Annotated in this window: 20 protein-coding genes and 1 pseudogene; 10 read left to right on the forward strand and 11 right to left on the reverse strand. The window is 62.8% G+C overall.

Going from position 1 to position 20,744, the window contains the following annotated elements; all coding sequences use genetic code 11:
* Positions 1-120 precede the first annotated feature (120 nt).
* A complete protein-coding gene (locus tag CQ13_RS30000; protein WP_057846535.1) occupies positions 121-1,149 on the forward strand; it encodes a fatty acid desaturase in 1,029 nt (342 codons plus the stop codon).
* Positions 1,150-1,152: 3 nt separating this feature from the next.
* Here the strand turns inward: CQ13_RS30000 and CQ13_RS30005 are convergent, their stop codons facing one another.
* Entirely contained in the window at positions 1,153-2,100 is a 948-nt protein-coding gene (locus CQ13_RS30005; RefSeq protein WP_057846425.1) for a LysR family transcriptional regulator, read from the reverse strand.
* A gap of 112 nt (positions 2,101-2,212) precedes the next feature.
* Between CQ13_RS30005 and CQ13_RS30010 the strand changes: the two genes are divergently transcribed.
* The 4 genes from CQ13_RS30010 (at position 2,213) to CQ13_RS30025 (ending at position 4,555) form a co-directional block, all read left to right on the forward strand.
* Positions 2,213-3,022: an SDR family NAD(P)-dependent oxidoreductase gene (locus CQ13_RS30010; RefSeq protein WP_057846536.1), complete on the forward strand. Its 810-nt coding sequence runs from the start codon at positions 2,213-2,215 to the stop codon at positions 3,020-3,022.
* Positions 3,023-3,097: 75 nt separating this feature from the next.
* Positions 3,098-3,631 (forward strand): YkgB family protein, encoded by a 534-nt coding sequence (locus tag CQ13_RS30015; RefSeq protein WP_057846537.1) that lies wholly within the window; start codon positions 3,098-3,100, stop codon positions 3,629-3,631.
* Between the two features lie 74 nt (positions 3,632-3,705).
* Positions 3,706-4,161 carry a carboxymuconolactone decarboxylase family protein gene (locus tag CQ13_RS30020; RefSeq protein ID WP_057846426.1) on the forward strand — a complete coding sequence of 152 codons (456 nt, stop codon included), beginning with the start codon at positions 3,706-3,708 and terminating at the stop codon, positions 4,159-4,161.
* Between the two features lie 181 nt (positions 4,162-4,342).
* Positions 4,343-4,555, forward strand: a complete 213-nt coding sequence (locus CQ13_RS30025) for a hypothetical protein (RefSeq protein WP_245309406.1) — start codon at positions 4,343-4,345, stop codon at positions 4,553-4,555.
* A 12-nt stretch (positions 4,556-4,567) separates the two neighbouring features.
* On the opposite strand, the gene CQ13_RS30030 is transcribed toward CQ13_RS30025, so the two are convergent.
* The 7 genes from CQ13_RS30030 to lptF form a co-directional block, all read right to left on the reverse strand.
* Entirely contained in the window at positions 4,568-5,626 is a 1,059-nt protein-coding gene (locus CQ13_RS30030) for an alcohol dehydrogenase (protein ID WP_057846428.1), read from the reverse strand.
* 25 nt (positions 5,627-5,651) lie between these two features.
* Positions 5,652-6,518 carry a 16S rRNA (adenine(1518)-N(6)/adenine(1519)-N(6))-dimethyltransferase RsmA gene (gene rsmA, locus CQ13_RS30035; RefSeq protein WP_057846429.1) on the reverse strand — a complete coding sequence of 289 codons (867 nt, stop codon included), beginning with the start codon at positions 6,516-6,518 and terminating at the stop codon, positions 5,652-5,654.
* A 156-nt stretch (positions 6,519-6,674) separates the two neighbouring features.
* The gene (pdxA, locus tag CQ13_RS30040; protein WP_057846430.1) at positions 6,675-7,685 is read right to left on the reverse strand and encodes a 4-hydroxythreonine-4-phosphate dehydrogenase PdxA; all 1,011 of its coding nucleotides are present in this window, start codon (positions 7,683-7,685) and stop codon (positions 6,675-6,677) included.
* 3 nt (positions 7,686-7,688) lie between these two features.
* Positions 7,689-8,630, reverse strand: a complete 942-nt coding sequence (locus CQ13_RS30045; protein ID WP_057846538.1) for a SurA N-terminal domain-containing protein — start codon at positions 8,628-8,630, stop codon at positions 7,689-7,691.
* Positions 8,631-8,702: 72 nt separating this feature from the next.
* Positions 8,703-11,099 (reverse strand): LPS-assembly protein LptD, encoded by a 2,397-nt coding sequence (locus CQ13_RS30050; RefSeq protein WP_082637715.1) that lies wholly within the window; start codon positions 11,097-11,099, stop codon positions 8,703-8,705.
* Between the two features lie 98 nt (positions 11,100-11,197).
* On the reverse strand, positions 11,198-12,295 hold the full coding sequence (lptG, locus tag CQ13_RS30055) for an LPS export ABC transporter permease LptG (protein ID WP_057846431.1): 1,098 nt from the start codon (positions 12,293-12,295) through the stop codon (positions 11,198-11,200).
* On the reverse strand, positions 12,292-13,461 hold the full coding sequence (gene lptF / locus CQ13_RS30060) for an LPS export ABC transporter permease LptF (protein ID WP_057846432.1): 1,170 nt from the start codon (positions 13,459-13,461) through the stop codon (positions 12,292-12,294). The genes lptG and lptF overlap by 4 nt, the downstream gene beginning before the upstream one ends.
* Positions 13,462-13,809: 348 nt before the next feature.
* Here lptF and CQ13_RS30065 point away from each other — a divergent pair, with 348 nt between their 5' ends.
* From CQ13_RS30065 to CQ13_RS30075, 3 genes are all read left to right on the forward strand, one after another.
* Positions 13,810-15,312 (forward strand): leucyl aminopeptidase, encoded by a 1,503-nt coding sequence (locus tag CQ13_RS30065; protein WP_057846433.1) that lies wholly within the window; start codon positions 13,810-13,812, stop codon positions 15,310-15,312.
* A gap of 14 nt (positions 15,313-15,326) precedes the next feature.
* Positions 15,327-15,779 carry a DNA polymerase III subunit chi gene (locus CQ13_RS30070; protein WP_028346466.1) on the forward strand — a complete coding sequence of 151 codons (453 nt, stop codon included), beginning with the start codon at positions 15,327-15,329 and terminating at the stop codon, positions 15,777-15,779.
* A 123-nt stretch (positions 15,780-15,902) separates the two neighbouring features.
* Positions 15,903-16,436 (forward strand): hypothetical protein, encoded by a 534-nt coding sequence (locus CQ13_RS30075; RefSeq protein WP_082637716.1) that lies wholly within the window; start codon positions 15,903-15,905, stop codon positions 16,434-16,436.
* 25 nt (positions 16,437-16,461) lie between these two features.
* Here the strand turns inward: CQ13_RS30075 and abc-f are convergent, their stop codons facing one another.
* From abc-f to CQ13_RS30090, 3 genes are all read right to left on the reverse strand, one after another.
* A complete protein-coding gene (gene abc-f / locus CQ13_RS30080; RefSeq protein ID WP_057846434.1) occupies positions 16,462-18,324 on the reverse strand; it encodes a ribosomal protection-like ABC-F family protein in 1,863 nt (620 codons plus the stop codon).
* A 69-nt stretch (positions 18,325-18,393) separates the two neighbouring features.
* Entirely contained in the window at positions 18,394-18,567 is a 174-nt protein-coding gene (locus tag CQ13_RS44660; RefSeq protein ID WP_197427484.1) for a hypothetical protein, read from the reverse strand.
* A gap of 212 nt (positions 18,568-18,779) precedes the next feature.
* Positions 18,780-19,049: a hypothetical protein gene (locus tag CQ13_RS30090; RefSeq protein ID WP_057846436.1), complete on the reverse strand. Its 270-nt coding sequence runs from the start codon at positions 19,047-19,049 to the stop codon at positions 18,780-18,782.
* A gap of 326 nt (positions 19,050-19,375) precedes the next feature.
* Between CQ13_RS30090 and ndk the strand changes: the two genes are divergently transcribed.
* Entirely contained in the window at positions 19,376-19,798 is a 423-nt protein-coding gene (gene ndk / locus CQ13_RS30095; RefSeq protein ID WP_057846437.1) for a nucleoside-diphosphate kinase, read from the forward strand.
* Between the two features lie 63 nt (positions 19,799-19,861).
* Positions 19,862-20,694 (forward strand): annotated as a pseudogene (locus CQ13_RS30100) (YjbE family putative metal transport protein).
* The last annotated feature ends 50 nt before the right edge of the window (positions 20,695-20,744 follow it).

Consider the following 20,744-nt stretch of genomic DNA (forward strand, 5'->3'; position numbering starts at 1 on the left):
CGATCAACGGACGTAGGAGCCGATCCATCGGTGCCTCGATCTTACGTGTACTGTCAGAAGGGGATATCCGTGCATCAGAGAACTGTGCAGGGGTCTAATGGGCAAAAAGACTTTGGCCTCATTAAGACTCCCAATGGCAGCGATGACGTCCCCGACGCACGGCGTTGGAAGCGCATTTTGGGCAACTACAGCACCCCAAGTCGGCCGCGGAGCCTGGCCGAGTTGGCGATCACGGCTTTGCCGCTCGTGATGCTGTGGACCGCGGCTTGGTTCACGTTCTCCCTTGGCTATGCCTGGGCTTCATTGCTTATAGCGGTCCCGGCCGCTGGCTTTCTCTTACGCCTGTTCATGATCCAGCACGACTGCGGCCATGGCACCTTTTTTGCCGGTCGCCTGGCGAATGACTGGGTCGGCCGCGTCATTGGCGTGCTCACACTCACGCCTTACGACTATTGGCGCCGCACGCATGCGATTCATCATGCCACCACCGGCAACATTGATCGCCGCGGCATCGGCGACGTCGATACGCTGACCGTGCGCGAATACCGGGCCCTTCCCTGGTGGGGTCGTCTGAGATACCGTCTTTATCGCCACCCGCTGATCATGTTCGGCCTCGGGCCGGCCTATCTGTTTCTCTTGCAACAGAGGATTCCGGTCGGGCTGATGCGCAATGGCTGGCAGCCTTGGGCCAGTACAATGGCAACCAATCTCGCGATTGCCGTCATCGTCGCTGCGCTCACATGGTTTATCGGGATCAAGGCGTTCCTGCTCGTGCATCTTCCGATTACGCTCCTGGCCGCCACGGCCGGCGTATGGCTGTTCTACGTGCAGCATCAATTTGAGCACACGACGTGGGATCGCGACGAGAGCTGGAACCTGCATCAAGCCGCTCTGCACGGCAGCTCACATTACGAGCTGCCGGCGCTGCTGCGCTGGTTCACAGCCAACATCGGTATTCACCACGTGCATCACCTCTCCAGTCGGATTCCCTATTACCGGCTGCCGCACGTGCTGCGTGACCACCCGGAGCTGCGGGATGTCGGCCACATAACGCTCCTTGAGAGCTTTCGGTGTGTACGACTTGTGTTGTGGGACGAGGCGCAGCGCCGTTTGGTGTCGTTCCGGGAAATCAGAGCCCGGGACTCTTAGGCATTACGGTGACAGTGGAGGCCCAGTTCGCCCTCGCGGCGCGGCGCGTTTCGGCAGATCGGCGATGCGTGCTTTGAGGCGTGGCAGCGCGAAGTCCAGGAAGGCGCGCAACTTGACCGGCATGAAGCGATTGGGCGGATAGACGAGGCTGACGGGTATCGGCGGCGGCTCGAAATCCTGCAGCAGCAGCGCAAGCTCTCCGGATTTGACCGATTCTGCCACTTGATAGGAGAACACCGTTGCGATGCCCATGCCGCTGCGCGCGGCATCGCACGTCGATTCAAGATGGTTCAACACGAGCCGCGACCGCACCGGCACGACATAATCGGTCTGGTCTTTCTTGAACGTCCATTCGGCTGGTGACTGCAACGGCACGAAACTGATGCAGTCGTGCTTGGAGAGGTCGTCAAGGGATCTCGGCGTCCCGCGCCATTTCAGATAGGCCGGGCTCGCGCACAGCATGCGGCGGATTTCGCCGATCCGGATCGCGATCAGGCTGCTGTCGGCCAGCGTTCCGATCCGAAGCGCGACATCGACATGCTCCTCCAGAAGGTTGACCGGCCGGTCCAGCAGATCGAGGCGAATATCCACCTCCGGAAACGTCGCCACGAATTCCGCCAGCACCGGCACTAGGTGTAGCCGGCCGAACGCAAAGGGCGCCGACACGCTCAGCTCGCCGCGCGGCGTCGCGTACTCGCCGGATGCGGCGCGTTCGGCCTCAGTCACGTCGGCGATGATCCTTTTTGCCGCGGCGATGTAGGAGCGGCCTGCCTCCGTTGGGACGAGCGCGCGGCTCGAGCGGTTGAACAGCTTGGTGCGCAGGTGGGCTTCGAGCTCGGATACTTTTCGGCTCACGGTGGCCAGCGGCATTTTGTGCCGGCGCGCCGCAGCCGACAGGCTTCCGGCCTCCGCGACCGCCAACACAATCGACATGCCCTCGAGACGGTCCATCGGATGCTTCCATTTTTTGGAAGGATATATCTCGATTTTGCCAGATACCCATCAATTCCGGAAGGGCCTATCCATCAGCGCGAAGCAGCGAACCCAACCAACGGAGATGGACATGACCCAGACCAAAGGCACTGCTCTAATTACCGGCGCATCAACTGGCATCGGCGCGATCTACGCCGATCGTCTGGCGAAGCGCGGCCACGACCTCATTCTCGTTGCGCGCAACAAGCAGCGGCTTGCATCGCTGGCGCGCCCGCTCGCCAACGAGACGGGCCGGAACGTGGAGACGGTTGAGGCCGATCTCACGTCCCCGGCGGACCTGCAGCGCGTCGAGGACCTCCTCAAGACCAATGCGGGTATCTCCCTGCTGGTCAACAACGCCGGCGTCGGCGCGGCAGCCCCGCTGCTCGCTTCCGACGTCGACAAGATGGAGGACATGATCCGCCTGAACGTCACTGCGCTGACGCGGCTGACCTTTGCGGCGGTCCCGGGATTTGTTGCCCGCGGCAACGGCACGATCATCAACATTTCGTCGGTCGTCGCGATCGCGCCGGAGGTGCTGAATGGCGTCTATGGCGGCACCAAAGCGTTCGTGCTCGCATTCAGCCGCTCGCTCGTTCACGAGCTCGCCGACAAGGGCATCCGCGTGCAGGCGGTGCTGCCGGGCGCCACCGCCACCGAATTCTGGGACGTCGCCGGCACGCCGGTTCATCAGCTTCCGGCGCAGATCGTGATGTCGGCCGACGACTTGGTCGACGCCGCGCTGGCCGGTCTCGACCTCGACGAGACCGTGACCATCCCGTCGCTGCCGGACAAGGCAGAGTGGGACCGTCATGAGACGGCGCGCCTCGCCATGTCGGACAGGCTTTCGAGTGCCATCCCGGCCCCTCGCTACAATTTGCGCAAGCGCGTGAATGCGTGAGCACCCGGCCGGCGCACGACAAGTCGTGCAGCCGGATATCGGATTGAACCTTGACCCATGAAAACGGAGGTTACCATGTCACGCATTATCACCCAGCTCCCGGCGCCGATCCTCGCACCGGGCTCTATCGTCCGATGGCGCGATCAAGCCGAACGCCTGATCGCCTACGCTGAGCCGATCAGCCGAGCCGGTCTCTATTTGTCGCTCGGGATCATCTACGCCTGGTTCGGCGGGATGAAGTTCACCGATTATGAGGCCCAGGGACTGGTGCCGCTGGTGGAGAACAGTCCGCTCGTGAGCTGGTTCTATGCTCTGCTTTCGGTCCGCGGCTTCTCCAATTTCCTCGGCTTCGTCGAACTCGGCATCGGACTGCTGATCGTCCTCAGACTGGCAAGCCCGATCTTTTCTGCAGCAGGCGGCCTTCTCTCGGCCGGACTCTTCGTCACGACAATAAGCTTCATGATCTCGACGCCAGGCGTCGTGGTGCCGGAGCTCGGGCTGCCCGCGATCACCGTCGCGCCGGGTCAGTTCCTCCTGAAGGATGTCGGCCTGTTCGCCGCTTCGTTCTGGGTATTCGTCGACTCTCTGAAGGCGGTGGTTCGCAGGTGAGCGCCCGCTCGGCGCCCCGAGAAAAGAAAGTGACTACTTCCATTCAGCAAGAACAGTCATCAAGGAGCAACAAAATGAGCAAGCGTCTCGACTATAACCAGATCGCGCCGGCAGGCTTGAAAGCACTGGGCGGCGTCTACGGCTACGTCATGCAGAGCGGACTTCCTCCTGCGCTGGTCGAACTGGTTTACCTGCGAATTTCCCAGATCAACAATTGCGCCTATTGCCTCGACATGCACGCGCGCGACCTGCTCAAGAAGGGAGAGAAGATCGAAAAACTCGCGCTGGTGCAGGCGTGGGCGGAAGCCGGCAATCTCTTCGACGAGCGTGAACGCGCCGCGCTCGCATGGGCCGAGACGGTGACGCGCGTCGCCGATACCGGCGTGCCGGATCAAGCATATCAGGCCGCCCGCGCCGTGTTCGAGGAGCGCGAGCTCGTGGACCTCACGATCGCGATCGGCCTGATGAACGCCTACAACCGCATGGCAATCAGCTTTCGCAACACGCCGCAGGCGGCGCTCGGGAAATAGGCATTAGGCATACCATCAGATGGCCGTGATCGTCCCGGGAAGTTTGCAAGGAGGCGACACGTCGCCTCTCGGCGAGGTGCCATCCGCTATTCCCGCTTTTTCCCGAAAGTGCTATTATTCAATGATCGTTGTACTCGCAAGGGATGTCGGTTGGCTTTGTTCACCCCGGGGAGGTGACGTCGTGGCTAAATTGGATGACCGCACGATTGCAAACATGGAAGTTGCGTTGGAAAAAGCCTGCAGCCATTTTCCCAACGGCGGCGATCATGAAAGCCGCAAATACGTCGCCCGAAAGCTGATGCAGAGTGCAGAGGATGGAAATACCACCTTGGGCGGACTGGACGTTGTCGCGCACCGGGCCGTTCAAGAACTGTCGAAGCCGAAATCGGCATAACGGTCGCCCGCCTCAGTTCTTCAGCACGATACGTCCCACGACCTTGCCGGCGCGCAGCTCGTCGATCCATTTCTGGACGTCGGCCATCGGCTCTTCCTTCATCGGCGTCGGCTTGATCTTGCCGACGCGGGCGAGGGCCATCAATTCCTTGGCCTCGGCGAGGGTGCCGACCATGAAACCTTCGATGGTCATGCGCTTGTAGACCCACTGCACCATCGGCAGGCTGAAATTGCCGCCCATCAAGCCGGACACCACGATCTTGCCGCCGCGTGCGACCGTCGCAACGGCGAACGCCATCGACTTCTCATTGCCGGCAAAATCGACGACGCCGTCGAAGCCGCCCTCGGTTTCTTTCAGGATGCGCCTTATGACCTCGGGCTCGGCCGGATCGTAGGCCACCGCTGCGCCGTTCTGCAGCGCGGTCTCGCGCGCGGCAGGAGAGAGGTCGGCGACCGTGATGTTCTGCTTGAACATCGCCTGCGCGAATGAAAGCCCCATCATGCCGACGCCGCCGAGCCCGATCAGCAAAAGGTTGCGCTGCCGCGGGCGGTCGACCAGCCGCTTCAGCGCGCCATAGGCGGTGACGCCCGAGCACATCAGCGTCGCCGCCTGGTTGACCGGAAGCGGATCGTAATCCAGCAGATATTTGGCGTCGGGCACCAGCACGTGAGTGGCGAAGCCGCCGTCGATGGAGACGCCGAGGAAGCGCTGCTTGACGCAGAGGTTCTCGTCGCCATTGGCGCAGTCGCGGCATTGGCCGCAGCCGATCCAGGGGAATACCGCCTGCTTCTTTCCGATCAGGTCCGTCGAAACATCTGGACCGACTTCATCGACGATGCCGGCAATCTCGTGCCCGAGCGTGAACGGCAGCGTCATGCCGCGCGTGGTGTCGAGCCGCTTGCCACCGCCGAGATCGGCATAGCCGTCCTGGATGTGCAGGTCGGAATGGCAGAGACCGCAGCGCTCGATGCGGACGAGGACTTCGCTGCCTTTCGGCTTTGGCGTGTCGACGATGGTTTCGCACAACGGCGCATCGAACTTGACCAGGGACTGGCGACGCATCAGCGCCATGGCATCATCTCCTCGAGCAGTTTCTTCAGGGCGTTAACGCTTTTATGCTTCGTATATCGGTCAATTCGCGGGCCATGGCAACAAAGCCGGAGATTGGAATGGTTTCGGCGCGCCTGGTCGCGTCGATATGCGCGGCCTCGGCCAGCCGGGCGGGATCGACCGAGAGCGATTTCAGGCTCTGCCGCAGCATTTTGCGGCGCTGACCGAAGGCCGCGGCCGCCACCTGTTCGAGAGCCCGGCGGTCACACGGCTCGGGTGCCTCACGCGGCACCAGCCGCACTACCGAGGAGGTCACTTTCGGCTGCGGCACGAACGCCGCAGGGGAAATGTCGAACAGGATTTTGGTCTCCGAGCGCCAGTTGGCGAGCACCGCGAGCCGGCCGTAGGCCTCGTCGTTCTCCTTGGCGACGATCCGCTCGGCGACCTCGCGCTGAAACATCAGGACCATCATGTCGTACCAGGGTGGCCATGGCTCGATCGAGAGCCAGTCGACGAGAAGCGCGGTTGCGATATTGTAGGGCAGGTTGGCGACGATTTTTGCCTGCTCGCCACCCAGCATCGGACGGGGATCGAAGCGCTGTGCGTCAGTGTGCACGATCTCAAGCCGGCCAGGATAGCGCCTGGAAATGTAATCGAGTGGAGCCAGCGCACGCTCGTCGCGCTCGACCGCGATGACGCGTTTGGCGCCGAGCGCCAGCAGCGCGCGCGTCAGGCCGCCTGGGCCGGGACCGACCTCGATGATCGTTGCGCCTTCGAGCGGGCCGGCGGCGCGCGCAATCCGCGCGGTGAGGTTGAGGTCGAGCAGAAAATTCTGGCCGAGCGATTTGCGGGCCGACAGGGAATGTTCGCGGATGACCTCGCGCAGCGGCGGCAGATCGTCGATCGCGCTCATGAAGGCCGTGCCCTTGGCTTTACGAAGTTCGTCATGGCCCGCGGCACCCTCTGTGCGAACTTCGTAAAGCCAAGGGCACCAAGGGAGTCAACATTTCAGTGCCGCTTGTCGATCTGAAGTTCCTGGGACGAACTCGCCGCATGCCGTGCAGGAACTTCAGATCGGCGGCACTGATGTTGCCGCCATGCGCGCGGCGAGCCGCAGTGCCGCGGCGAGACTCGACGGGTTGGCCTTGCCGGTGCCGGCAATGTCGAAGGCGGTGCCGTGGTCCGGCGAGGTGCGGATGAACGGCAATCCGAGCGTGACGTTGACGGCGTCCTCGAACGCAATGGTCTTGATCGGGATCAGCGCCTGGTCGTGATACATGCAGATGGCGCAGTCATAGGTCCTGCGCGCCGCCGCGTGGAACATGGTGTCCGCGGGCAGCGGGCCCCTGGCGTCGATGCCTTTTGCGCGCAGCGCTTCGACGGCGGGTGCTACGATGTCGATGTCTTCGCTGCCGAGCGAGCCGTCTTCGCCAGCATGCGGGTTGAGGCCCGATATTGCAAGGCGTGGCTGGGCAAGGCCGAAATGGGCTTTCAGATCCGCAACCGCAATCCGGGCAGTCGTGACGATCAGCTCGGCCGAGAGCTGGGCCAGCGCCTCGCGCAGCGAAAGATGGATGGTCACGGGAACGACGGCGAGCGCCGGCGACCACAGCATCATCACGGGCTGCGGCACGCGGCCGCCATCGGAGGCAAGCTCGGCGAGAAACTCGGTATGGCCGGGATGACGGAATCCGGCGCGGTAGAGCACGCTCTTGGCGATCGGGTTGGTGACGATGGCGCCCGCGCGTCCGGCCCTGACATGGTCGACCGCATGGCGAATCGAGGTAAGTGCCGCGGTCGCGCTGGTCTGGTCGGGCTGTCCGGGGCGCGCGGTTGCGATTTCGCCGGTTGCGACCACGGGCAGGGCTCTCGCAAATGCCGCGCTCGCTTCCTCGGGCACAGCGTCGGCGAGGTCGATCGTCAATCCCAGGATTTTCGCCCGCTCGGCGAAGAAGGCGCGGTCGCCGAGCAGGTAGAACGGCGGGAGGTCCAGTTCACCGCGCCGCCGCCACGCTTCAAGGGCGATGTCGGGGCCGATGCCCGCAGGTTCGCCGGATGTCAGCGCAAGGGGCTTTGCCATGCATCAACGATATTCGATCATCGCAGCTTTGCGGATGTCGGCCAGGTAAGCCTTCGACTTTGCCTCGTACTTCTGCGTGTACATCTTTTCCCGGATTTCCCGCTTCTTCGGCGTATCGATCTTGGTCGGCTTGCGGTCGCACAACGCCACCATCTCCACGCCCTGTTTGGTGATTTCGGGCGGGGTCAGGCGACCGATCGGCGTCTTGTCCAGGAGCTCGCGAAGCGGGCCGGGTATGTCGGCCGAAGTCTTGGTGACGATGCCGCGGATCGCGGCATTCTGCATCGACTTGAAGTAAGAGTTGGCCTGCTCGCAGCTCTGCACGCGCTCGCGCAAGGATTCTGCCTCCTTGCGCCGCAAGTCGATCGCGCTTGGCGCCGAACCGCGCGGCACGATCAGCACGATTGGCTGTAGCCTGTATTCGAACGCGTCGGCCTGGGTCGGTTCACCGCTTTGCTGGGCGGCATCGGCAACGTCCTTCTCGCCGACCTGGAGGCTCTCCTTGAAACGGCCGCGCACCAGACTGCCCCAGACCATCTCGGCCTTGAGGCGGGCCTTCAGCGTTTCCGGCCGGACCCCCTGGCTCTCCAGGGACTTGGTCAACTGTTCGGGCGTGATACGCATCCGCTGGCTCATCCCGGCAAAGGCCTGGTCGATATCGCTCGCCGAAGGGTCGACGCCGAACCGCTTGGCTTCCTTGATCTTCACCTTTTCGTCGATCAGTTCCTCGATCACCTCCTTCCGCGGCATCTGCTTCCGCGTCGTCAGGAAGTTGAGCTTGGTGCGCTGCTCGATATCGAGAGTGGTGATGGGCTCACCGTTCACCATCACCGCCACGGACTGCGCTTGCAGCGGTGAAGCGCCGCCGGCCAGAACGGCAAGCGCAACGGCGCCGCCGGCGATCAGGGACCAAAATCGGCGAGGAAGGAGCGTAATGGTCGTCATGGTCATATCAGTCGTTTCAACCAATTCGTACCGCGCGGCGCTGGGTATTCTCCGGCAAGGTCGGGCCTCACGCTACTGAAGGCCGCTGGTGCCGGACGACGAGGACGAATTCGCAATGGTCCGTAGGCCGATCTGCACCATGAAAGCGTGATTGAGCACCGGCGGCGTCGTCCCGACGGAGTAGCTATAGGACGTGACGTAGTTGGCGGCCAGCACGAAGCAGTCATCCACATAGCCGGCGCCGATGATGTACTGGTTCAGCTTGTTGGCTTCAAGATCCCAGCGAGCGGCTCCCGAAACCACCCAGTTCGAGGCCAGCTTGATGGATGCGCTGCCGAGCAGGCCTTCGCGCCGGGTCAGATACCCGAGTTCCGGCTGGGCGGCATAGTTGCCGTACATCATGCTGACCGACCAGCGGTCGAACGAGGCGCGTCCTTCGGCTTCGAAGCGATTGACGTTCATCGTCGCTTCATCCATGCGCGAGCGCACGCTGAACGTATAGGTCCGGTTCGGCGAATAGTTGACGCGGGCGACGTAGTCGGAGCGGGTGTTCTGCAGGCCGGATTCTAGGCCGGTGTTAGTCGGGTCCTGCACCGCATACGAATTCAGGCCGAACAACTGGTAGGATTGGCCGAACAGCACATTGACGCTGCCGCCGCGGTCGAACTGCGTGGTCGCCTGCACGCCGACATTGGCGCGGCCGCCGCCCTCGACGCGGTCGTAGCCGGAGAACTTGTCGATCGCGAACAGGTTGCTGGCGTCGAACACCATGCTCTGCGCGTCTTCGTTCGGCAGCCGGCCGGCGAAGGTCTCGTTCGGACGAGCGATGATCTGCGCAATCGGCTCGATCGTGGTGGTGCCCCACGGCTGAACGTTGATGAAGGGGTAGCGATATTCGAGGCCGACCGTCGGCATCAGCCGGACCGCCTGCGTGTCGCCCACGGGCAGGAAGTTCGAAACGCCCGGCTGGTTCGAGATCGAGGCGTTGATGGCGTCTGCGCGCAGGATTGCAAAAGGTGTCCAGATCTGACCGATCGGATCGGTGTACGAGCGCCGCCACTGCGCTTCGGCCGTCAGCCGCGTGTAGGTGCCGGGCATGCCGCGCAGCAGGCACTGCGAGGGAATCCGGGCCAGCGGATCGGCCGATGCGGTGAGGCACAGGCCGTTGGTGTTTGCCAGCGTCGTGATCGGGTCGAACGCCGCGGTCGTGCGCGACAGGCTGGTGAAGTTCGTCTTGTAGCTGACCTCACCGCCGAGGATCGGGTGGTTGATCACGTTGGAATAGTCGACGACCGGATGGATCACCGGCACCTTGTCTTGGTTTCCGGAGAAGGAGAGGTAATGGATGGTGCGCGCATCGAAGAAGCTGCGATTGCCAACACCGGTCAGATAGAGCTGCGAAATCGCTTCCGTCGGCAGGGTCAGGAACGAGCCCAGCGGATCCCTGTATTGGGCCAGCCGGTAGTCAGAGAAGAAGTAGTAGTCCGACAGCAGCACGCCGTCCCAACCCCAGACCCATTTGTCGTTGATGGCGAACTGGCCCTTGGTGTCGACGCCGCCGCGGAAGTCACGATCGCCGGGCTGACCGGCGAACGCGCCGGGATCGAGCTGATTGATGCCGTAGGCGCGGATCTGATACGAGCCGTTGATCAGGCGCTGGCGGAATTCACCCTGGAACAGCACGCCTTGCCGCGTCGTGAAGCGCGGATTGAACGTCGCGTCATAGTCCGGCGCGATCGCCCAGTAGAACGGGGTCTCGACAGCGTAGCCATAGGTCGAGTTGCTGCTGTAGGCGGGCATCAGGAAGCCCGTCTTGCGCTTGACGGTCGGATCGGGCGTCGAAAAATACGGCAGATACGCCATCGGCACGCCGAAGAATTCGAGCTGCGCATTCTCGAAGTACAGCATCTTGTCGGTCTGGTCGTGGATGATGCGCGCACCCTTGACCTGCCATAGCGGCGGCTTCTTCGGATTGTCCTTGCACGGCGCGCAGGCGGTATAGACGCCGTTTTCGAACACCGTGTAATTGCCGGCGGAACGGTCGGCGCGCGTCGCCGCCATGCGCGTATCGTCAGCCGTATCGACGCGCAGCGAATCGACGAAACCGTCACGGTAGTCGTCGCTCAGATCCATGATGTTGGCGTAAGTGACTTTGCCTTCCGCATCCGTCAGGCGGATGTTGCCTTCTGCATGCAGCCGCTTGGTCTTCTGGTCGTAGATGACCTTGTCGGCCTCCACGCTGGTGCCGTTGTAGAACATCTGCACGTTGCCGACCGCCGACACGCGCTGGTTGTTATAGTCGTAGTCTACCTCGACGGCTTGCACGAGCATCCTGCCGTCGTTGTTGGCAGGGCGTGGCGGCGGCTTCGGCGGACGCGGATTGTAGGTGAAGCTCTGCGCCGCGGCGGGGCCCGTCAGGACAAGCTCAATCGTGCCGCCGAAAACCAGTCCGGCAAGTAGGGCAAACATAGGTACGCCAACGGCGGCCAAGCGGGCTCGATAGCGGCGCACGGTGGTGCGCCGCCTGAACGCAGGCGACCTCAACTGGCGGGCGGCGACAACGGCCACTACCCGTCCTCCTGGTACAGCAAGGCTAAGAAGCCGGTGAGGCCGCCCACACAGACAGGCAACCACGCCGCAGCGATGGGATGCATCAACTCAGCCTTGCTCAAATCCTCAGTAACTTTCGATAGAACGTAGAGCAGAAACCCTGCGCCCACGCCACTTAAAACCATCTTTTGCACGCCGCCCATCCGGAAGAAGCGAAGGCTGACAGAAGCCGCCAACATCACCATTGCAGCCAGCAAAAATGGCTGTGCGATGAGCTTATGATACTGCAGACGGTAGCCCGCGGTCGCGAAGCCGGAGCTTTCGGACGAGCGGATATAGCCGGGAAGTTGCCAAAAAGACACGGTTTCCGGGGTCGAGAAACTGTTGCGAACCTGGGCCGGGGTCAGGGTCGTTGAGAGGTAATAGGTCTCCTGATCAACCGGAGGTTTATCCAGGGAGTATCTGCGTACCGATCTGAAGGCCCAGCGGCCCTCTTCGAGGGAAGCTTCGCGCGCCTCGATTCGCTCCTTGAACTGGAGATCGGTATCGAATCGGAACACGGTCAGGCCCGTCAGCCGGACACCCTGCTGCTCACTGCGGGCCGCATTGATGATCGACTGGCCGTCGCTGTTGATCTGGTTGAGCCAGAAGCCGGATGCATCCTGAATGCCGCCGCCGGGCGCCGAGCCGAACAGTTCGGCTTCCATCCGCTTGGACAGTTCGCGCAGGTTCGCCGACATCGGGTTGTAGGCAACCGTCGCCAGGGTGCCGAGAATGATCGAGCTTGCCAGCGCCGGCGAAATGAACTGCCAGGCGGATACGCCGGCAGCACGCGCCACCACCAGCTCCAGCCGCCGCGACAGCGCGAGATAGCAGGTCATCGCGCCGATCAGCACACAGAACGGCATCAGCTTTTCGAGCAGTTGCGGTACCCGGTACAGCGACGTCTGCGCCACCGTTATCGCCGATGCCGATATCAGCCCGGAGGTCTTGCGGACCATTTCGATGTAATCGACCAGCACGAGCAGCACGAAAATGCTCGCAAACACGCCCACCGCCGAGATCAGGAAGCGGCCGGCAAAATATCGCCCGAGCGTGTTGGTCATCATGCTCATGCGGTGGCGGGCCGTCCAAAGAGCCGAGCGAGGCGTGCGTTCGACCTGTTGATGGCCTCCATCAGCGCGGCCGGCGGCTCCACCACGATGCCGCCGATGATCATCCACAGCCCGACGGCGATCGCGCCGAACAGCATCGAATACTGCACGAGAGCCATGCTTGGCGTCTTCACCGTCATTACCGAGCAGGCGAATCCCGCCATGCGCAGGCCAAACACCGCCACAATGGAGCCGCCGATCGAGAAATTGCGGCTCTGGCGCGTGGTGCGCGGCGTGCCGAGGAACGCAAAGGTCAGCACTGCGAAGGCGAAGGGATAGACCGGCGCCAGGAAACGGTCATGCAGCTCGGCGTGAAACTGTCCGGACAATTGCTTGAAAACCGGATCGTTCTCCGAGGGCGAGATCAGCTCCCAGAGATAGCGTTCGCGAATCCCCAGTGCGACGTCGCGGCCGCGATTGGAAAATTTCGACATGTCGAAAGCGTAACGAACGAACGCCACAAAGGCCGGATCGCGCTTTCCCGCCTCGAAACGTTCGAGATTGCCGTCCTCCAGCACCAGATAGGAGCCGTTCTCGTTCTTCAGCACCGTGCCGTGGTCGGCGATGATGGTGACGCGCTCCTTGGGATCGCGGCGGTCGTCGACGAAAATGCCGGCGAGCACGCCGCCCGGCTGGCGTTCGCGGATCCGAATCGTCAGGTTCTGGTCGAGCTGGGCGAAGCGGCCGGGCTGCAGGATATTGGTCAGCACGTCGGCCGTGATTTCGGCATCCCATTGCTTGATCCGGCGCATGCCGTCGGGGGCGAGATAGGAGCCGATGAAGGCAACCATCAGCGCCACCACGCAGGTGGCATAGAAAAATGGGCGGAACAGCCGGAAAGGCGAGAAGCCGGCGGCGTTCATCACGATGATTTCAGAATCGGTGGCGAGCTTGTTCAGCGTGTGGGAGATCGCGATCATCAACGCGATCGGGGCGATGATCAAAACCAGCGCCGGAATCACCAGGCTGGTGATGCCGAGAAAGGTGATGATGGTCTGGCCCTGGCTGGTCATCAGGTCGATGCCGCGCAACGCCTGCGTAATCCAGATCACGCCGGTGAGGCTGACCAGGACCAGCGCAAACGACGCGAGCGTCGTGCGGAAAATGTACCTGTCGATCGACCCCATCGCTACCGCACGATCCCACTCTTGCACGCCCAAAGGGCAGCTTCCGACCAATCCCTGTTTGAGGGTTCCCCATGGTCGGGCCGCCAATCGTCAGCCATCTACATTCTCACTACCATCCCTTTGATCCGTCAACAAAATGGCCGGGCCGTGGCGCCCCCTCGATACGGTTAAGAATTCATCTCATGTGGCGTTCCAGCCACTGCGGCGCTTGGCAGTGGTGCGGCAGACAGGCCATAGTGCCGAAAACATCAGGTCCTGAACGATTTGGGCCGTTACCGAAGAGAACATTCCATAATGCGGACCGATTCCGGCCGCGCAAGACAGCCCTGAATTCTGGAGGATTTACCTATGACCGACGCCGTCAAGGTCGGCTTTGTCGCTTTTTCCGCTGTCCCCCGCGCCGTTCTCGTGGTGTTTTGCGACGAGGCATTGAAGTTCGGAGAGGTGACGCGGAAGGCGCTGGGGAAGGCGGCCGATACGGTCAAGCGGGCGGCGGCGGCCAATCAGTTCAAGGGCAAGAGCGGATCGACGCTCGACATTCCGGCGCCGGATGGAATCAAGGCAGAGCGCCTGATCGTTGTCGGTGTCGGCAAGACGGCGGATATCAAGGAGAAGGATTTTCTCAAGTTCGGCGGGGTGACGGCGGGCCAGCTCAACACCGCCAGCACAGCGGTCACCGTGATCGCCGAATTGCCGGAGGGGGCGATGCAGCCCGATTCGGTCGCCGCGATCGCGTCGGGCATTCGGTTGCGCGCCTATAAGTTCGATCGTTACAAGACCAAGAAGAAGGACGGCGAGAACGGTGCGCTGCGCGCCGACGTTTCGATTGCCGTTGACGATGTCGCCGCCGCGCGAAAGGCGCTTGCGCCCGCGTCCCATGTCGTCGACGGCGTGATCATTGCGCGCGAACTCGTCAACGAGCCGCCGAACGTACTCTACCCCGTGGAATTCGCGCGCCGTGCGAGCCAGCTCAAGAAGCTTGGTGTCGATGTCGAAGTGCTCGACGTCAAGGCGATGAAGAAGCTCGGCATGGGCGCCTTGCTCGGCGTCGCACAGGGCTCGGCCCAGCCCGGCCGCACCGTGATCATGCGCTGGAACGGCGGCAAGAAGGGCGATCAGCCCGTTGCTTTCGTCGGCAAGGGCGTCTGCTTCGATACCGGCGGCATCTCCATCAAGGGCGCCGCCAGCATGGAGGACATGAAGGGCGACATGGGAGGCGCGGCCTGCGTGGTCGGGCTGATGCATGCGCTCGCGGCGCGCAAAGCGAAGGTCAACGCGGTCGGTGCCATCGGCCTCGTCGAGAACATGCCCGACGGTAACGCCCAGCGTCCCGGCGATATCGTCACCTCGATGTCGGGGCAGACCATCGAAATCATCAACACTGATGCCGAAGGCCGACTCGTGCTGGCCGACGTGCTCTGGCACGTGGCGAAGAAGTTCAAACCCAAATTCATGGTCGATCTCGCAACGCTCACCGGCGCGATCATGGTCGCGCTCGGAACCGAGTATTCCGGCATGTTTTCCAACAATGACGAACTGGCTGATAGGCTGAGCAAGATCGGAAATGAAACCGGCGAGCGGGTCTGGCGCATGCCGCTCGGTCCTGAATACGACAAGCTGATCGATTCGCAGTTTGCCGACATGAAGAACACCGGCGGGCGCCACGGCGGCTCGATCACCGCCGCACAGTTCCTGCAGCGATTCGTCGACAACACGCCGTGGGCGCATCTCGACGTTGCGGGGACCGCGATGGGCGCGCCGAAAACCGACATCAACCACAGTTGGGGATCCGGCTACGGCGTTCGTCTGCTGGACCGGCTGGTCGCGGAATATTACGAAGCCACCAAATAGTTCGGTTGCAGGCGATGACGGAAGTCCTGTTCTACCATTTGCAGGCCATGTCGCTCGAAAGCGTATTGCCGCCGCTGTTGGAAAAATCGCTCGAGCGCGGCTGGCGCGTGGTCGTGCAATCGACTTCGCCGGAGCGGACCGAGGCGCTCGATGCGCATTTGTGGACCTACAGCGACGATTCGTTCCTGCCGCATGCCACATGGCGCGCCGGCGATGCCCAGGACCAGCCCATCATTCTCTCGATCGAGGAGAGCAATCCGAACGGGGCCAATGTCAGGTTCCTGATCGACAACGCGGCGTTGCCGGCCGACTGCGACAGCTACGAGCGGGTGGTGCTGGTCTTCAACGGTGACGATGCCGATGCGCTGACGGCTGCGCGTGGGGCCTGGGCCGATTGCAAGGCGCGGGGATTCGAGGTGACCTACTGGCAGGCCGACGAGCGGGGCCGGTGGCAGCGGCGGCAATAGCGATCCACAGGAATTAATGATAATCAGCGGTTTCTGCGCTGGACCTTGCGGGTAGCCATGGTCGTGCCGCAAAGTGATGGTCGGACAAATGGTTACAGTAAGGGTGGGGGCCTGGGGTTTAGCGTGCGACGCGGAACAATTGATCGAAAGCCACTGCTGACGTTATTGCTGCTCGGACCTGCGCTTGCGGGCTGCTCGGGTACAGACCTGCTGTCGAAGGATGCGGACTGGTTTTCGCGGTCCGGACGCGTGTTCATCCGCAACGTCTCGATCGAAACGCCTCCGCTCACCCCGACCAAACCGGTCACGCCGGATGAACTCGTCAGTGCCGACGGCGCTTGTCCGGGCATGGCGGGACCGGGCACCGACGCCAATGCGCTGGCGAATGGCGCTGCAGGTAACCCGCCTCCATCGACGACTGGAACGGTGGCGCTGGGCCATACCGAATGCGACGTCGTGCGCGGCATCGGTGCGCCCGACAATGTCAGCCTTTCCAACAACCCGCGCGGCGACCGCGTGGCGGTCGTCAACTATTCGCGCGGCCAGCGGGCCGGCATCTACACCTTCACCGCCGGACGCCTGACGTCAATCGAGCGTGCACCGGAGCCGGCGGCGCCGGCAAGAGGCGCAAAGCCGAAGAAGAAGCCGGCTGCGTAAATTCGCCGACGACGATCCGTTTTAGCTAGCCTGCCGCTTCGTCAAATTCCGAACTGGCCTCCAGCCAATCTTCCTCGGCCCGCCGCAGCGCGCTTTCGGCACCGGCGCGCGCCTTGCTGAGCTGGGCGGCCTGCTTGGGATCGCGCGTGAACAGATCCGGCAGGGCAAGCGCAGCGTCGATCTTGGCGATGATGCCGCTGATGCGCTCGATTTCGGCCTCGGCTTCGACGATCCGCTGCTTCAGCGGCGTTCGCCTTTCGCTCCTGGCGCGCTCGGGCTTCACGCTTTCCTTGACACGCTCGCTGCCGCGCTCGCGCTTATCCCCGATCGACAATACCATTCGCCTGTAATCGTCGAGGTCGCCGTCATAGGTTGTCACCGTCTGATTGGCGACGACCCACAATTGATCGGCGCAGGATTCGATCAAATAGCGGTCGTGCGAGACCATGATGACGGCGCCGGGAAAATCGTTGATCGCTTCGGCCAGCGCCGCGCGGCTATCGATGTCGAGGTGGTTGGTCGGCTCGTCGAGGATGATCATGTTCGGGCCGAAGAAGGTGGCGAGCCCGAGCAACAGCCGCGCCTTCTCGCCGCCCGAAAGGCTCTTGACCAAGGTGTCGCCGGCCTTTCCGGAAAATCCGATCGCGCCGGTGCGCGCGCGCACCTTGGTTTCCGGCGCATCGGGCATCAGCCTGCGGACATGATCGTAGGGCGACGCATCAAGGTTGAGCTCGTCGACCTGATGCTGCGCGAAATAACCGACCGAGAGCTTTTCCGCCCGTGTGATCCGGCCGGAGAAGGGTTGCAGCTTGCCCGCCAATAGCTTGACCAGCGTCGACTTGCCATTGCCGTTGGAGCCGAGCAGGGCGATGCGGTCATCGGTGTCGATGCGCAGCGTGACGCGGCTGAGCACCGGCTTTTTCGGGTCGTAGCCGACCGAGACTTCGTCGACGGCGATGATCGGCGGCGACAGCATCTTCTCCGGCGTCGGGAACGTGATTTCGCGCACATCCTGGGTCACCAGCGCGGTAACCGGCTTCATCCGTTCCAGCATCTTGACGCGGGATTGCGCCTGTCGGGCTTTCGAGGCTTTTGCCTTGAAGCGATCGACGAAGGCCTGCAGCCGCTTGCGCTCGTCGGCCTGGCGCTTGGCGTGCTTGGCATCCAGCATTTCGCGCATGGCGCGCTGTTCCTCGAAGGAGGAATAGGTCCCCTTGTAGAGGGTCAGTTTGCCGCGATCGAGGTGCAGGATCTGGTCGACCGAGGTGTCGAGCAGGTCACGGTCGTGGCTGATGACGATGACGGTGCGTGGATAGTTCGCAAGATGGTCTTCTAGCCACAGCGTTCCTTCGAGGTCGAGATAGTTGGTCGGTTCGTCCAACAGCAGCAAATCCGGCGCCGAGAACAGCGTCGCCGCCAACGCCACCCGCATGCGCCAGCCCCCGGAGAATTCCGAGCACGGCCGCGCCTGGTCCGCGGCGGAAAATCCGAGGCCGCTCAGGATTGCCGCGGCGCGCGCCGGCGCGGAGTGCGCGTCGATGTCGACCAGCCGGGTCTGGATTTCGGCGATGCGATGCGGATTGGTGGCGGTTTCGGCCTCACGGAGCAGCGCGTCACGCTCCAGATCGGCCCTCAGTACGACATTGATGAGACTCTCCGGGCCGTCCGGCGCCTCCTGCGCCAGGCTGCCGACGCGCCAGCGCGGCGGTAGCTTAATGCTGCCGGACTCGGTCGGCAGGTCGCCCCGGATCGCATGAAACAGCGTCGATTTGCCGACGCCGTTGCGCCCGACGAAGCCGACGCGAGCACCGGGCACGATCTGCACCGTGCTGTTGTCGATCAGGAGCCGCCCGGCAATCCGGATCGAAATGTCTGTGATGGAAAGCATGCGGCGTTGTCACCGGAGCCGGTGTCAAACGCAACCCATTTATCGGTAAAATCAGCTATCCAGCGGCCCTCAATGCAGCTCGCTGTCGCGGCGGCGCAACTCGTCGACGAGTTCTCGTAGACGCGGTGGCAGTTCAGTTTCAGGACGGAAGTTTTGCTGAAGCCGTTCGCCGATGGCGTCGCAGATCGACACACATGTCCTATGATCGAGTTGTTCGAAATCTCTGATGGTTCGGCCATCCATCGGCGGTCTCTTCGCGAGTTCCACCTCGCGGCGTTCGCAAGGCTTGGGTGATAACATTCATGAAGGATCAAGTCACAACCGCGAAATTTGTTTCCCGTGCAGAGCCCCATGCCTTCGCGTGCAGGTGGTCGAATCGCGGCTGGCTGTTCGCTTCCGCACAAAAAGCCCCGGCGCGGCGGCCGGGGCGTCAGTCAGGGAGAAGCTCAATCAGCTCAGTAGCAGCGGTTCACCAGCCGCCAGCGCGGGCCCCAAGGAGTCGGAACCAGACGCCGCACGTAACAGCCGCCATAGCCACCGAAATAGGCCGGGCCGCCGATGACGACGCGCGGGCCCCAGCCGTGATGGCGGTGATGCCAGCCGTGATGGTGATGATGATGGTGCCAGCCGTGACGCCAGCCGCCGGCCGAGGCCGATGTCGGCGCCAGCGCGGCCGCGCCCAGCGAAGCCGCGGCCACTGCAACGAGCGAGAGTTTACGTAACATGATCGTCTCCTCAAGATTCAGGCGCGAAAATGCGCGCCATCGGTGAGATCGCCTCCCGTAACGCCCCGGGCCTCGCGGATGTGCGCCCGGTGTCCGATCGTCGGAAAATCTACGACTGCGAAGCTGAATGGCGGCGTGACGCAGGTTACAGAGTGGGTTCACCTCCCTGAAATTGCGGTAATCTTCGCCCCTAAGGGGTGACGTGCCGCACAAAAGGATGCTCAAAAGGGGTGGCAGGCGCGTCACGGGTCGCTTGCCGTCGCGAGGTGACGCCGATATAAGCCCCCGCAACCCTCCAATCAGCGTGTTTTGCAAGGACGTAAACAATGGCGATTGAACGCACTTTCTCGATCATCAAGCCGGACGCGACCGCGCGCAATTTGACCGGCGCCGTCAACGCGTTGATCGAGAAGGCCGGCTTGCGGATCGTCGCCCAGAAACGCATTCGCATGACCCGCGAACAGGCGGAAACCTTCTATGCCGTTCACAAGGCGCGTCCATTCTTCGGCGAACTGGTCGACTTCATGACCTCCGGCCCGGTCGTCGTGCAGGTGCTGGAAGGCGAGGGCGCTATTGCCAAATACCGCGACGTCATGGGGGCCACCGATCCGTCGAAGGCGGCGGAGGGTACGATCCGCAAGGTCCATGCGAAGTCGATCGGCGAGAACTCGGTGCATGGTTCGGACGCGCCGGAGACCGCCGCGATCGAAATCGCGCAGTTCTTTTCCGGTAACGAAATCGTCGGATAATCGATTGGAAGAGCGGCCGTGGTAGCCGTGCGCAACGGCTGAAGAGGCCTGGCGGGAAACGCTGTGCACTGGCTCCTGCAAATCTTCGATCCTGCGACGATCTCGGCATTCTTCACCCAGTTCCAGGCCGAGATGCAGCAACCCGCCTTCTGGGTCGCGCTCGGCAAGATCATGTGGATCAACATCCCGCTGTCGGGTGACAACGCGCTTGTCATCGCGATGGCGTGCCGCGGGCTGCCGCCGCGCTAGCGGTTCTGGGGCATGATCCTTGCCGCCGGCGTCGCCGTGCTGCTGCGCATCATCTTCACCGGCATCGTCGTGACGCTGATGGGGCTGCCATTCCTCAAGCTGGTTGGCGGTCTGGCGCTGCTCTTTATCGCGGCGATGCTTCTGGTGCCCGAACACGAAGACGAGGGCGACGTCGACGCGGCTGCGCATCTATGGGCAGCGGTGCAGATCGTGGCGATCGCCGACATCGTCATGAGCCTCGACAACGTCATCGCGGTCGCCGCGGCCGCCAATGGCAGCATCCCGCTGCTCGTCATCGGGCTTGCCATCAGCGTTCCCCTGATCATCGCAGGCGCTGCGCTGATCCGCGTTGCTGACGCGTTTTCCCGCTCTGGTGTGGGCCGGCGCAGGCTTGCTGGGCTGGGTCGCAGGCGAGGTGATGGCAACCGACCCGGCGCTGCAACCGTCTCTGCACGCATTCTTCAACGGTCCGGTCGGTGTCGGCCTCGATGGGGTCCTCAAATCGATCGGCATGGCGCCGCAGTTCGCCAATGGCGGCCATGGCGGCGAGGTGATCCTTACTCATCGGCATCGCCGTGGTGCTTTTGGTGGGCTCGGTCTGGCGCAAGCGCAGGCTGCAGGGCGCGGAGCACTCGGCGACGGCGTAAGGCGACGATCTGCGATCTCGTGGCGCACGTTGCGCCGCGGCGGCTTCTCG

This window comes from Bradyrhizobium retamae, assembly GCF_001440415.1.
Taxonomy (GTDB): Bacteria; Pseudomonadota; Alphaproteobacteria; order Rhizobiales; family Xanthobacteraceae; genus Bradyrhizobium; species Bradyrhizobium retamae.

What these genes read in the sequence shown, in the direction of transcription:
- CQ13_RS30020 (WP_057846426.1), top strand. Translation starts at nt 3,706, where the DNA reads ATGAGCAAGCGTCTCGACTATAACCAGATCGCGCCGGCAGGCTTGAAA.
- CQ13_RS30015 (WP_057846537.1), top strand. Translation starts at nt 3,098, where the DNA reads ATGTCACGCATTATCACCCAGCTCCCGGCGCCGATCCTCGCACCGGGC.
- CQ13_RS30065 (WP_057846433.1), top strand. Translation starts at nt 13,810, where the DNA reads ATGACCGACGCCGTCAAGGTCGGCTTTGTCGCTTTTTCCGCTGTCCCC.
- CQ13_RS44660 (WP_197427484.1), bottom strand. Translation starts at nt 18,567, where the DNA reads ATGGATGGCCGAACCATCAGAGATTTCGAACAACTCGATCATAGGACA.
- CQ13_RS30005 (WP_057846425.1), bottom strand. Translation starts at nt 2,100, where the DNA reads ATGGACCGTCTCGAGGGCATGTCGATTGTGTTGGCGGTCGCGGAGGCC.
- ndk (WP_057846437.1), top strand. Translation starts at nt 19,376, where the DNA reads ATGGCGATTGAACGCACTTTCTCGATCATCAAGCCGGACGCGACCGCG.
- rsmA (WP_057846429.1), bottom strand. Translation starts at nt 6,518, where the DNA reads ATGAGCGCGATCGACGATCTGCCGCCGCTGCGCGAGGTCATCCGCGAA.
- lptF (WP_057846432.1), bottom strand. Translation starts at nt 13,461, where the DNA reads ATGGGGTCGATCGACAGGTACATTTTCCGCACGACGCTCGCGTCGTTT.
- abc-f (WP_057846434.1), bottom strand. Translation starts at nt 18,324, where the DNA reads ATGCTTTCCATCACAGACATTTCGATCCGGATTGCCGGGCGGCTCCTG.
- CQ13_RS30050 (WP_082637715.1), bottom strand. Translation starts at nt 11,099, where the DNA reads ATGTTTGCCCTACTTGCCGGACTGGTTTTCGGCGGCACGATTGAGCTT.
- CQ13_RS30090 (WP_057846436.1), bottom strand. Translation starts at nt 19,049, where the DNA reads ATGTTACGTAAACTCTCGCTCGTTGCAGTGGCCGCGGCTTCGCTGGGC.
- CQ13_RS30070 (WP_028346466.1), top strand. Translation starts at nt 15,327, where the DNA reads ATGACGGAAGTCCTGTTCTACCATTTGCAGGCCATGTCGCTCGAAAGC.
- CQ13_RS30045 (WP_057846538.1), bottom strand. Translation starts at nt 8,630, where the DNA reads ATGACGACCATTACGCTCCTTCCTCGCCGATTTTGGTCCCTGATCGCC.
- pdxA (WP_057846430.1), bottom strand. Translation starts at nt 7,685, where the DNA reads ATGGCAAAGCCCCTTGCGCTGACATCCGGCGAACCTGCGGGCATCGGC.
- CQ13_RS30030 (WP_057846428.1), bottom strand. Translation starts at nt 5,626, where the DNA reads ATGGCGCTGATGCGTCGCCAGTCCCTGGTCAAGTTCGATGCGCCGTTG.
- CQ13_RS30010 (WP_057846536.1), top strand. Translation starts at nt 2,213, where the DNA reads ATGACCCAGACCAAAGGCACTGCTCTAATTACCGGCGCATCAACTGGC.
- lptG (WP_057846431.1), bottom strand. Translation starts at nt 12,295, where the DNA reads ATGAGCATGATGACCAACACGCTCGGGCGATATTTTGCCGGCCGCTTC.